The 12,745-nt window shown below is 52.1% G+C and carries 12 protein-coding genes; 9 read left to right on the top strand and 3 right to left on the bottom strand.

The annotated features are described in order from the left end of the window. Position 1 precedes the first annotated feature (1 nt). The gene (locus ABDW36_RS17010; protein ID WP_343703126.1) at positions 2-1,222 is read right to left on the bottom strand and encodes a TCR/Tet family MFS transporter; all 1,221 of its coding nucleotides are present in this window, start codon (positions 1,220-1,222) and stop codon (positions 2-4) included. Between the two features lie 135 nt (positions 1,223-1,357). Between ABDW36_RS17010 and ABDW36_RS17005 the strand changes: the two genes are divergently transcribed. Then, positions 1,358-1,519, top strand: coding sequence for a DUF1328 domain-containing protein (locus tag ABDW36_RS17005; RefSeq protein WP_343703125.1), 162 nt, complete (start codon positions 1,358-1,360; stop codon positions 1,517-1,519). On the opposite strand, the gene recF is transcribed toward ABDW36_RS17005, so the two are convergent. Next, positions 1,520-2,614, bottom strand: a complete 1,095-nt coding sequence (gene recF / locus ABDW36_RS17000) for a DNA replication and repair protein RecF (protein WP_343703124.1) — start codon at positions 2,612-2,614, stop codon at positions 1,520-1,522. A gap of 160 nt (positions 2,615-2,774) precedes the next feature. On the opposite strand from recF, the gene pdhA reads away from it, so the two are divergent. The 6 genes from pdhA to ABDW36_RS16970 all read left to right on the top strand — a co-directional run bounded on the left by pdhA (position 2,775) and on the right by ABDW36_RS16970 (position 6,983). Further along, entirely contained in the window at positions 2,775-3,767 is a 993-nt protein-coding gene (gene pdhA / locus ABDW36_RS16995; RefSeq protein ID WP_343703123.1) for a pyruvate dehydrogenase (acetyl-transferring) E1 component subunit alpha, read from the top strand. Positions 3,768-3,813: 46 nt separating this feature from the next. Beyond that, complete coding sequence (locus ABDW36_RS16990) at positions 3,814-4,515, top strand: tetratricopeptide repeat protein (protein WP_343703122.1); 702 nt, start codon at positions 3,814-3,816, stop codon at positions 4,513-4,515. A 9-nt stretch (positions 4,516-4,524) separates the two neighbouring features. Next, positions 4,525-5,028, top strand: a complete 504-nt coding sequence (gene ribH, locus ABDW36_RS16985; RefSeq protein WP_119080796.1) for a 6,7-dimethyl-8-ribityllumazine synthase — start codon at positions 4,525-4,527, stop codon at positions 5,026-5,028. A 96-nt stretch (positions 5,029-5,124) separates the two neighbouring features. Further along, positions 5,125-5,844: a (Fe-S)-binding protein gene (locus tag ABDW36_RS16980; protein ID WP_119080795.1), complete on the top strand. Its 720-nt coding sequence runs from the start codon at positions 5,125-5,127 to the stop codon at positions 5,842-5,844. A 31-nt stretch (positions 5,845-5,875) separates the two neighbouring features. After that, a complete protein-coding gene (locus ABDW36_RS16975; RefSeq protein WP_343703121.1) occupies positions 5,876-6,283 on the top strand; it encodes an EVE domain-containing protein in 408 nt (135 codons plus the stop codon). Between the two features lie 10 nt (positions 6,284-6,293). Then, entirely contained in the window at positions 6,294-6,983 is a 690-nt protein-coding gene (locus ABDW36_RS16970) for a Sir2 family NAD-dependent protein deacetylase (protein WP_343703120.1), read from the top strand. Positions 6,984-7,073: 90 nt separating this feature from the next. On the opposite strand, the gene ABDW36_RS16965 is transcribed toward ABDW36_RS16970, so the two are convergent. Continuing rightward, on the bottom strand, positions 7,074-8,399 hold the full coding sequence (locus ABDW36_RS16965) for a saccharopine dehydrogenase C-terminal domain-containing protein (protein WP_343703119.1): 1,326 nt from the start codon (positions 8,397-8,399) through the stop codon (positions 7,074-7,076). 382 nt (positions 8,400-8,781) lie between these two features. Here ABDW36_RS16965 and gyrA point away from each other — a divergent pair, with 382 nt between their 5' ends. Both gyrA and ABDW36_RS16955 read left to right on the top strand, forming a co-directional pair. Next, entirely contained in the window at positions 8,782-11,373 is a 2,592-nt protein-coding gene (gene gyrA, locus ABDW36_RS16960) for a DNA gyrase subunit A (protein ID WP_343703118.1), read from the top strand. A gap of 51 nt (positions 11,374-11,424) precedes the next feature. Then, entirely contained in the window at positions 11,425-12,675 is a 1,251-nt protein-coding gene (locus tag ABDW36_RS16955) for a hypothetical protein (RefSeq protein WP_343703117.1), read from the top strand. Positions 12,676-12,745 lie beyond the last annotated feature (70 nt).

Here is a 12,745-nt window from a genome sequence, read left to right as displayed (position 1 = left end):
TTTAACGCCCCACCGTTTTCCTGAATGAACGAATGGCCAATACCGCCGCTCCTGCCGTGAGCAGCGCGCTCATATAAAACGGCGCGCCGGGAAAAAGGAACGGCCGGTCTTCTTTCGTAAAATAGTGGAAAAGCCCTGTCATGATCAGGGGGCCTACAATATTGGTGAGGCTGATCAGGCTCGTCATGGTGCCTTGCAGCTCCCCCTGCTCCGTAGGCGGCACCTGGTTACTCATCACGCCCTGCAGCGAAGGCCCGAAAATACCGCCCAGCCCGTACAGCACCAAAATCGCAAACATCATCCAGCCCGCATTGGCCAGCCCGAAAAGCAGAAAGCTCACCATGTAAATGATCAGGCCCACGTATACGGCGCGGTGGTAGCCGAGTTTGGGCAATACGATCCGGATGAGGCCGCCCTGCACTATAGCCGTCATCACGCCGGACAGGGAAAGGGAATAGCCTACAATGTCCATGCTCCAGTCAAATTTGAACATGGTATAGTACGTCCACGTGCTCATAATGGCGTGCACGGCGGTATAGATGAGGGCAATAGCGCCCATGAGGGAGTACACCTGCGGGTATTTTTTGATCTGCTTCAGCGCGCCCACCGGGTTGGCCCGCTTCCAGCTGAAGGGGCGGCGGTTCTCCCGCGCCAGGGATTCAGGTAAAATGAAGTAGCCGTACAGCCAGTTCAGCAAAGACATGCCCGCCGTTAGCAGGAAAGGAGCGCGGATGCCGCCCCAGTGGCCCACCCAGCCGCCTATTACCGGTCCCAGTACAAAGCCGATGCCGAAGGCCATGCCCAGCAGGCCAAAGTTCTGCGCCCGTTTTTCCGGGGTGCTCACGTCTGCAATGTAGGCAGACGCGGCCGTCATGCTGGCGCCGGTAATACCTATAATGATACGGCCTACGAACAGCCATACAATGGTGGGCGCAAAGGCCAGGAAAAGATAGTCTACCCCCATGCCGAACATGGAGATCAGCAGCACAGGCCGCCGCCCGTACCGGTCGCTCAGGCCCCCCAGTACAGGCGCGCAGACAAATTGCACCACCGCGTAGGCAAAGGTGAGCCAGCCCCCGTAAATGGAAGCGTCACTGATGTTTCCGCCAATCAGCTCTTCAATGAGTTTGGGAATAACGGGGATGATAATGCCAAAACCGATAAAATCAATGAGAAGGGTAATAAAAATGAACGTGAGCGCCCCGTTTTTCCTGCCGGACATATAAAAAATTTGCGCAAAAATAGGGGAATGAGGATACGCGGGCGATATTAAATGACAAACAGCGTTCGTCTTTGTGGAACGATAATTGTAAAACCCTATACATAAATGAATTGTTTAACCTTAAAACCTCTCACTATGTTACGCTGGGCACTGATATTCTTTATTATCGCCATTGTGGCGGCTGTTTTCGGATTTGGAGGCGTTGCGGCCGGCGCCGCTGAAATAGCCAAGATCCTGTTCTACATCTTTATTGTGATATTCCTGATCTCCCTGATAGTGGGGCTGGTAAGGAAGTGATCAGGCATCTTCTTCCTGCATGGAGATCAGCTGCAGCACGCCGGGGTCCGCTGCAAAGGCTTGTTGCAGCCGGTCTCTGTGCGTATCGGTAATGAACACCTGGCCGTAGCCGGGCCCCTGTACCAGCGCTATTAGCCTCGAAACCCTTTCCTGGTCAAGTTTTTCAAATACGTCATCCAGCAAGAGCACGGGCGGGAACTGCTTGTGGGCCCTGATGGCCTCATACTGCGCCAGCTTGAGGGCAAACAGGAAACTCTTGCGCTGCCCCTGGGAGGCGCTGGTTTTCATGGGGTGGTCGTCCAGGAGGAAAAGCAGATCGTCCCGGTGAATGCCCTGCGTCGTGCGCTGCAGCTGCTTGTCACGCAGGCGGTGCTCCTGCAGCAATTTGTCCAGGCGCTGCTCATGCAACTGGCTCTGGTAGCGGAAGGCCACCGTTTCATGGCGTCCGGCCAGGTAATCGTACCGCTCCTGCACCTGTGCGGTAAAATTCTCCAGGAAAGCCCTTCGCGCCTCAAATACCGGCACCCCATGTTGTACCAGTTGTTCATCAAATACATCCAGCAATGGGTCAGGGGAGTGGCGCATGTTCAACAGGGATTTCAGCAGGCTGTTGCGCTGCTGCAATATTTTATGATAGGCAATAAGATGGTCCAGGTACCCCGGCTGCAGCTGGCAAAGCAGCGCGTCCAGCCAGCGGCGGCGGTCTTCGCTGCCGCCCAGGATGATCTCCGCATCGTCCGGCGCTATCATCACCGCCGGGAACTGGCCGATGTGCCGGGAGAACCTTTCATACGGCTCATCGTTCAGCGATATTTCCTTTTTCCCGTCCTTCACCGTACAAACCACCTTTTCCTCCTTCCCGTCACGCAGAAAATACCCCTCCAGCCGGAAACCGTTGGTATGGTACTGCACGTTCTGGCTTTCCGCGGCGTGGAAGTAGCTTTTGGTGAAACAGAGGTAATACACGGCATCCAGCAGGTTGGTCTTGCCGGAACCGTTGCGCCCGGTAACACCTACTATGCGGCGGGAGAAATGAAAGACCCTGTGCGTATAATTCTTGAACTGGGTGAGCGATATTTTTGAGACAGACAACAAGCTTTCCGGGAATAATTAATATAATCAGGTAAATATTTTTAACGCATGGAAATGCAATATTTTGTATTGCACGGCGGCGGTTCTGCAAAATTGCTTGAATTTGCAGATTTTCCTGTTATATTTGCGAACAAATTTGAAAATAGTGCAAACTTTAACAGACGTGAAGACGAAATTCACCAAAGAGACTTATCTATACTGGTACGAATTGATGCTGTTACTGCGCCGCTTTGAGGAAAAAGCGGGGCAACTGTACGGTATGCAAAAGATCCGTGGTTTCTGCCACCTCTATATTGGCCAGGAGGCTATTGCCGCCGGCGCCATGACCGCCACCAAACCCGGTGACAAATTCATTACCGCTTATCGTGATCACGCGCTGGCCATTGCCAAAGGCATTTCCGCGAAAGAATGTATGGCTGAGCTGTATGGTAAGGCAACCGGCTGCTCCAAAGGAAAGGGCGGCTCCATGCACTTTTTCAACAAGGAACTTGGTTTCTTCGGCGGCCACGGTATTGTGGGCGCACAGATAGGTACCGGCGCAGGGCTGGCTTTTGCAGAGCAATACCTGGGTACGGATAACGCCGTGCTGTGTTTCTTCGGAGACGGCGCCGCCCGCCAGGGTATGCTGCATGAAACCTTCAACATGGCCATGCTCTGGAAGCTGCCGGTTGTGTTCATCTGCGAAAACAACCATTACGCCATGGGCACTTCCGTTTCCCGTACTTCCAACGTACTGGACATCTATAAACTGGCCGACGCGTATGAAATGCCCGGCGATTCTATAGACGGCATGAGCTGCGAGGCCGTGCACGAAGGCATTGAAAGGGCCATCACCCGCGCCCGTGAAGGCGGCGGCCCCACCTTGCTCGAGATCAAAACCTACCGCTACCGCGGCCACTCCATGAGCGACCCGGCTAAATACCGCACCAAGGAAGAGGTAGAAGAATATAAAGAAAGAGACCCGCTCACCCAGGTGCTCAAAACCCTGGTTGACAACAAGTGGATCAACGACGCGGAAATTGAAGCCATCAACGAACGCGTGAAAGCTGAAGTGGAAGAGTCCGTTAAATTCGCCGAAGAAAGCCCCTGGCCTTCAGACGACGAGCTGCTGAAAGATGTGTACATCCAGCAGGATTATCCGTTCATCGTAGACTAAACGGCTCCCTGTCACCACTTTAAAATCATTAACCATCACAACAACAATGGCAGAAAACAAACCACACACCAAACAGCCGGTAACAGCCGGCAAAAACGAGGACTTTGACCTGCAGGCTACGGCAGACAGGGCGCAGGACTTTTATGCCAGAAACAAGAACGTTATCAATATTGGCCTGCTGGCCGTTATCGTGATCATTGCAGGCTTTTTCGGGTACAACCGTTTTGTAAAAGCTCCCAATGAAAAGAAAGCGCAGGAAGCCATTTTCCAGGCACAGAACTACTTTGCGGTAGACTCCTTCAAACTGGCCCTCAACGGGGACGGCAACAACTACGGGTTTCTGCAGGTAGCGGAGAAGTTCGGCGGCACCAAAGCCGGCAACCTCGCCAAATACAGCGCAGGCGTATGCTATGTGAAACTGGGAGATTACCAGAAAGGTATTGATATGCTGAAAGCCTTCTCCAGCAAAGACCTGGTGATCCAGTCACTGGCCGATGGCCTGATCGGAGACGCTTACATGGAGCTTAACAAAGCTGATGACGCCGTATCTTTCTACAAGAAAGCAGGCGCCGGGGATAATGAGCTGACTTCCCCCATTTACCTGCTGCGTGCAGGGCTGGCGCTGGAAAAAGCCAACAAACCCAAAGAAGCCATTGCGGTTTACCAGGAAATCAAGCAAAAATATCCACAAACCAATGAAGGCCGCGAAATGGAGAAATACCTGGCCAGGCTGGGAGTGGTGAAATAATTTCGGGAAATGTCTATACACAATCAGACTTTACTCAACAACGCTGGCATTCTTCAAATGGAGGGTGCCAGTGTTGTTATTGTTTATACGGAATGGAATGACTTTGTGGTGAGTGAGCTGGCAGCAGGCTGCGAGCGGGTGCTGGACGAGCACAAGGTAAGCCATACCAAACTGCGGGTGCCCGGTTCTTTTGAGCTGCCCTTTGCCTGCAAACAGATCTGGGAGCAAACCAAAGGCACGGGTGCGCAACCCTCCGCCATCATTGCCTTCGGTTGCGTGATACGCGGGGAAACACCGCACTTCGACTATGTTTGCAATGCCGTTACAGACGGCATTTTGCAATTAAACCTGGAGCTGCCGGTACCGGTTATTTTCGGCGTGCTCACCGTCAACACCGCAGAGCAGGCTACAGACCGGCTGGGCGGCGCCCACGGCCACAAAGGGGAGGAGGCTGCGCTAACGGCCCTCAAAATGATCAGCTTCCAGCGGCAGTTATTAAAAAGCGTAAAGTAGAAAATTAAGATATGCGGAAGATCAGGTAAAATCCGCATTGTATGAAACCCTGTTGTACCTTAGTTTTAATTTTTTACGGACCCAAACAACGACTCAATGAACGTACAGCTTTTTATACCCTGCTTTGTAGACCAGCTTTTCCCCGAAACCGCTTTCAACATGGTGAAGGTGCTGGAAAAACTGGGCTGCAACGTAAGTTATAATACGGAACAGACCTGCTGCGGCCAGCCCGCGTTCAACGCAGGCTACCAGGAAGAATGCCGCTCTGTAGCCACCAAATTCCTGAAAGATTTTCATACCTACGATTATATTGTGGCGCCCAGCGGCTCCTGTACCGGTTTTGTAAGAAACTACTACGGCAAGCTGTTTGACAACTCCGCCGCCCATAACGACGTAAAGCTGCTCAGGAAAAACCTCTACGAGTTCACCGAATTTCTGACAGACGTGCTGCACGTCACCAACGTTGGCGCCACGCTGGAAGGCGTAGGCACCTATCACGACGCCTGCGGCGCCCTGCGCGAATGCGGCATCAAAGACGGCCCGCGCAAGCTGCTGGCCAATGTGAAAGGGCTGGAACTGCGCGAGATGAATGACAGTGAAGTATGCTGCGGTTTTGGCGGTACCTTTGCCGTGAAGTTCAAACCCATTTCCCTGGGCATGGGAGAGCAGAAAGTGCACAACGCGGCAGACAGCGGGGCGGATTACCTCATCTCCACAGACCTCAGCTGCCTCATGCACCTGGACGGCTACATCCGCAAACACGGGCAGCAGATCAAGATCATGCACATTGCCGACGTACTGGCCAGCGGCTGGTAAACAATACTGAACCCTTTAAAAGTTTTTGACCATGCAATACTGGTTAGTGAAATCAGAACCTTTCAAATACTCCTGGGACCAATTTGTAAAAGACAAAAAAACTTTCTGGGATGGTGTACGCAACTACGCCGCCCGCAACAACCTCAAGGCCATGAAAAAGGGAGACCAGGTGCTCTGGTACCACAGCAACGAAGGCCTCGAAATTGTTGGCATCGCCAAGGTAGTGAAAGAACACTATCAAGACCCCACCACGCCAGACCCAGCCTGGGTGGCGGTAGACCTGGCCCCGGTCAAAAAGCTCAAAAAGCCGGTAACGCTCGTCCAGATGAAGGCCGAGAAAAGTCTCGCCAATATGGACCTCATCCGCCTGGGCCGCCTCAGCGTAGGCACCGTAAAGCCGCAAGAGTTCGAAAAGATCATGGAAATGGCTGGCATGTAAAAATATACGGATGAAACAGAAGATGATTGTGCTGACGGGCGCAGGCATCAGCGCCGAAAGCGGGCTGCGCACCTTCCGGGACAGTGACGGCCTCTGGGAAGGATACGATATTTACGAAGTGGCATCACCCACCGGCTGGGAGAAAAACCCCGCGCTGGTACAAGACTTTTACAACCTGCGCCGCAAAGACGTGCTCGGCGCGCAACCCAACGCCGCGCATACCGGCCTGGCCCAGCTGGAAGAAATCTACGATGTACGCATCATCACCCAGAACATAGACGACCTTCACGAGCGCGCCGGCTCCACCAAAGTGCTGCACCTGCATGGTGAAATACTGAAAATGCGCAGCGAGCTGGACGAAACAAAGCTGTACCCGGTAAACGGAGATATCCTGATGGGAGACCTGGCGCCGGATGGCGGCCAGTTCCGTCCCCATGTTGTATGGTTCGGTGAAGCCGTTACCATGATAGAGCCCGCCATCCTGGAAATTGTGCAGGCAGACGTGTTCGTGCTCATCGGCACCTCGCTCAACGTATACCCCGCCGCGGGCCTCATTGATTACCTCCGCCCGGATGTGCCCAAATACATTATAGACAAAAAGATCCCCGCCGTAAAAGGAAACGGTTTTCACCTCATTGAAAAGCCGGCTACGGAAGGAGTGGCAGAGCTGCTGCGGTTGCTGAAAGAAGGGCCGCAATAAAAAAAGCCGCCTCTTTAAAAGGCGGCCCGTTCATTCCACATGATTCAATCTCATTTACAAAATGGAGTTTGTCACAGGAAAAATATCGTGCTACTCGAAACTTTCTTCAAAACGGATATCGTACTCTTCCAGCTCCCGCAATACCGGGTTGTAAACTTCCGGCATTACCGGTACCTGCAGCCCCGTTAGCTGCAAACTGCCGGAAAGCAGCAGTTTGGCCATGATGCCCAGCGGCAGGCCCACTGTTTTAGCCATGGCGGTGCGGAGATTGTCTTCTCCCTGTACTATCATGTAACTGTGCAGGCGGGTAGACATGTTTCTCCGTTCAAACTCTATTTCATGCAGCATCACGATCATGTCTTTATCCGCCGGTTCCATTTTCAGCCGGTCTTCCAGCACATGCTGCAGCACCACTGCGTTAGACTGTTCCCCTAAGTTAATCAATTCTCCATTGAGAATGCCCAGGTATTTCAGCTGCCGTACCAGCTTGCTCTTGCTGCTCACGCCCAGGAACTGCGCAACGTTCTCTTCATTGCTAAGCTGCTTGTCTACCTTGATGTTCTGGGACGCCCATTTGAAATAGGTCACATTATCCGTAGGGTGCTTTTTACTGTCGTCTGTCAAACCCAGCTTCACCAGTGCGTTCCAGCCCTCACAGAAGTCCGGGTAGCGGAGGGTGGCCCGCATGAAGGTGGGAATATTGCCGAGGTTGTATACGTCTATATAGCTCAGAGAATCCCGGTTGGGGTAATAGGCCAGTTTGCCCAGGCCCGGCACCTGCACGGTTTTGGACTGGTCAAACAGCTGCGCGTACTCTATTTCTTTGGTTTTTCCCTTTTCCTTGTAAGTGGCGCCAGAACTGCCGGCCAGCACTATGTTGCGGGCGTTCCAGGATATTTTGTACTGCCAGGGGTTGTCATTGCTCTCCGGAGAGATCAGCCCGCCGCAATAAGATTTGAAGGAAGAGATCTGCCCGCCTTTTTTCTCGATGGAATGAATGAGCTTCATGGCAGACATGTGGTCAATACCGGGGTCAAGCCCCATCTCGTACATAAAAAGCAAGCCCGCTTTCTGAATGTCTTTCTGAAGTTTCCGTATCTCGGGGTCTATGTAAGAGGCCGTCAGCAAGTTTTTGGAGAAGTGAAGGCAGTCTTTCGCAATGATGATGTGGAGCGCAGGGGGCAGCAGGGAGATCACCAGGTCTGTTTCCTGTATGAGCTGCTGGCGAACGGCCTGGTCTTTCACGTCAATGGCCGCCGGTGTGGCATAATAAGATTTGCCGATCTTGGATTTGATCAACATCAGGTCATTGTCCGCCACGGTAATATGCCACTTTTGCCTTGGAGCATTGGCCAGTAAGTAATCGATCAGGAAAGTTGCAGATTTGCCGGCGCCAAACAACAGAATATTCTTCATATGTTTTTTGGAAAATGGTTAAAACTACAGGGAGTAAACAATAAAATCCCGCGGAATGTTCAGGCAAGCCAGTAAAGCCCGGCCTGCAGGTGAATTATTTACTCCACAATTACGCTTTGATTTTCATAGGGTTATAAACAAATAGCTTGCCAATTTGTATTCGGCAGTTATATATCTAAATTAAGATATATAGAACATTTACCGGAGATGACGCGAATGTACAACAAGGACTTCAAGCCGCAAAATTCCCCTGGCGCCGGCGCGGCAAATCTCTATCCGCAATTTATTCACATTCCACCCCCAAACCGGCTATATACGGGCAGAAAACGTTATATTTGCTCTTTATTAAAAGGCACTCAAAAACCTGTAAACCAGTAACATAATGATAGAGAATACGGACAATCAGGACAATCAAAAGGAAGGTAGAATTGTTCAGATCAACATTGAGGAGCAGATGAAAACGGCCTACATCGATTATTCGATGTCTGTGATCGTTGGCCGTGCGCTGCCGGACGTAAGAGACGGCTTCAAACCGGTACACCGGCGCGTGCTGTTCGGGATGAATGAACTGGGAAACACCCACAACAAACCCTACAAAAAATCCGCCCGTGTGGTGGGAGACGTAATGGGTAAATACCATCCCCATGGAGACGCCTCCGTATATGACACCATGGTGCGTATGGCGCAGCCCTGGTCTTTGCGCTACATGCTGATAGACGGGCAGGGTAACTTCGGCTCCATAGACGGTGACATGCCGGCCGCCATGCGTTATACGGAAGTGCGGCTGCAGAAGATTGCCGAAGCCATGCTGGAAGACCTCGATAAAGATACGGTTGACTTCACCCTCAACTTTGACGATACGCTGGAAGAGCCGGTAGTACTGCCTACCCGCATTCCCAACCTGCTGGCCAACGGCGCCTCCGGTATTGCCGTGGGCATGGCCACCAACATCATGCCCCACAACCTGTCAGAACTGGTAGACGGGCTGGTGGCCATGGTAGACAATAAAGACATTACCATAGACGAGCTGGTGAAACATGTAAAGGCCCCTGATTTCCCCACAGGCGGTATCATTTACGGCTTTGAAGGCGTGAAACAGGGCTTCGAGACCGGCCGCGGCAGGGTAGTGGTAAGAGGCAAGATTACTTCTGAAACCAGCAAGTCCGGCAAGGAAAAGCTCGTTATTTACGAACTGCCTTACCAGGTGAACAAGGCAATACTGCACCAGAAAATTGCCCAGCTGGTGAACGATAAAGTGATAGAAGGCATTTCCGATGTACGGGACGAGTCTGACCGCGAAGGCATGCGCCTGGTAATAGATCTGAAGCGCGAAGCCATTCCCAACGTGATCATCAACCAGCTGTACAAATACTCCGAGCTGCAAACTTCCTACGGCATCAACAACGTGGTGCTGGTGAAAGGGCGGCCCAGGGTCATGAACCTCAAGGAACTGCTGGGCGAGTTCATCGAGTTCCGCCACGAGGTAGTTACACGCCGTACGCAATACGAGCTGCGGGAAGCAGAAAAGAAAGCCCACATCCTGGCCGGTTACCTGATTGCGCTGGACCATCTGGACGAAGTAATATCCCTCATCCGCAACTCTGCCACACCTGAAATAGCAAGGGAAGGCCTGATGACCAACTTCGAGCTTTCCGAAATTCAGGCCAAAGCCATACTGGAACTGCGCCTGCAACGGTTAACAGGCATGGAGCGCGACAAGATCCGTGAGGAATACGAAGACATCATGAAACTCATTGCCCGCCTGAAAGAAATCCTCGCAGACGAAGGTTTGCGTATGCAGATCATTAAAGACGAGCTGCAGGACGTGAAAAAGAAATTCGGTGACGAGCGTAAAACGGAGATCCAGTACCTGGCCGCCGAAATGCGCATAGAAGATATCATTGCTGAAGAAGACGTGGTGATCACCATTTCTCACCTGGGGTATATCAAACGTACCTCCGCGTACGACTTCCGCCAGCAGAAACGCGGCGGCCGCGGCGCCATAGGCGGCAAAACAAGGGACGAAGACTTTATTGAACACCTGTTTGTGGCCAGCACGCACCATACCATGCTGTTTTTCACAGAAAAAGGTCGCCTGTACTGGATGAAGGTGTACGAGATACCGGAAGGCGAAAAGTCCGGCAAGGGCCGCGCTATCCAGAACCTGATCACCCTGCCGTCTGATGACAAGATCAGGGCTATCATAGACATCAAGGACCTGGGAGACGAAGAATTCATCAAAAATCATTACATCGTGCTTTGCACCCGCAATGGCATTATCAAGAAAACGCTGCTGGAAGAATTCAGCCGCCCCCGCGCCAACGGTGTGAACGCCATTACCATCAACGAAGGCGACCAGTTGCTGGAAGCCAGGCTCACCAACGGGAACAGCCAGATCATGATGGCTGTACGCAGCGGCCGGGCCATCCGTTTCCCTGAAAATACCGTGCGCGACACCGGCCGTGGCGCCATTGGTGTGAGGGGAATTGAGGTGGATAATGAGAAAGATGAAGTGGTTGGTATGATTTGTGTTGATAAAGAAGACAAAACCCGTACGGTGCTGGTAGTATCCGAAAAAGGCTTCGGCAAACGGACAGACATTGAAGAATACCGCATCACCAACAGGGGAGGAAAGGGGGTAAAAACCATTAGCATTACTGAAAAAACCGGGTCCCTGATAGGCATTCTGGACGTTACAGAGTCTAACGACCTTATGATCACCTGCAAATCTGGCATTACCATCCGCATGGCCGTGGCTGATATCCGCGAAGCCGGCCGCGCCACACAGGGCGTTCGCCTCATCCGCATGGACGATTCGGACGAAATTGCCGCAGTGGCCCGCCTGGACGAGCAGGAAGAAGAAGTGGCCGCCACAGAAGTGAACCTGGACGCCAGCGCAGAAAATGCTGAAAACGAAAACGGGGATGCTCCCGCCGCCGGTGAGAACGGAAATGAGGAAAACACGGAAGCATAAGCTTTTCGAACCATAAACAATTAACGATAATTTTTCAAAAATTTGAGCCACATGAAAAAACTATTTGTATCTCTTCTCTTTTGCGGCGCCAGTATGGCCGTAATGGCGCAAAAGGCAAAAGTGAGCAGTGCGGATGACAATCTGAAGAGCGACAAGCTGGATGCCGCCAAAGCGGACATCGAGGCAGCCTTATCTAATGAAAAAACCAAAGACGACGCCAGGACCTGGTATGTAAAAGGAAAGATCTATGAAGCCCTGGCCACCAAGAACAAAAGCGCAGCAGACGCGCTGGTGGCTTATGATGCCTTCAAGAAAGCCCTGGAAATCAATCCCAAGCTGCCGGAAGCATTGCTGGAAATGAACAACCGCATGTTCAACGTGTACGCAACGGTGGGTAACGCCGGCTACGCCAACCTCAACGAGCAGAAATGGGACTCTTCCTATGCCTATTTCAAACAGGCGTCCGAGATCCGCGAATTTTACAACGGCAAAAACCTGGGTGGCTCTATTCCTACAGATACAGCAATGGTTTTCTATTCCGGTTACGCTGCCCAGCAGGCTGGCAAGAAGGATGAGGCCTTCAATAGCCTGAAGGAAGCCGCCAAGCTGAAGTTCAAAGGCGAGCCCGCCCTGTATGTTGTGCTGGCACAGCAGTACGAAGAGCGCGGAGACAATGCCAACTGGATTGCCACCATCGATACCGCTAAAGCTTACTTCCCTAACGACAAGCGCTTTAACGATATGGAAATGCTCTATTATTCCAAAACAGGAAAGACGAATGAGCTGATCTCCATGATGGAAAAGAAAGTGAACGAAAATCCGAACGATTTCCCGCTGGCGCTCGACTACGCTATCCGCCTGGATAACGTAGCCAATCCCCGCGATGAAAAAGGCAACGACCTGCCCAAGCCCGCCAACTATGACGAGCTGATGGACAAAGCCGAAGCCGCCTATAAAAAAGCGCTGGCCCTGAAAGGAGATGACGCTACCGCCAACTTCCAGCTGGGCGCGCTGTACTTCAACCGCGCCGTTGCGTTCAACAAGGAATTGAACGGCATGGACAGCAAACAGCAAAGCTCCCCCAAAGCAAAAGAGCTGCAGGGTAAAGTTCAGGGCCTGATGGACCAGTCTCTGCCTTTCTTCGAGAAAGCAGACGCCGGTTTCTCTGCCCAGGGCAAACTGGAGCCTAGTGACAAGCGCACTTTCGAAAGCTGCCTCTATGCATTGCAGAAGATCTATGCCATCAAGAGCCAGCCTGAAAAAGTGGAGGCTACAAAGAAAAAACTGGAGAGCCTGCAATAATCCACGCAGGTTCAACATAAAAAAAGGCAAGGGGCAATCCTTGCCTTTTTTGTTGCCCCATACTGCCTAT

Origin of the sequence: Chitinophaga sp. (assembly GCF_039596455.1) — a bacterium.
Taxonomy (GTDB): Bacteria; Bacteroidota; Bacteroidia; order Chitinophagales; family Chitinophagaceae; genus Chitinophaga.
This window is presented reverse-complemented; position numbering and strand designations above follow the sequence as displayed.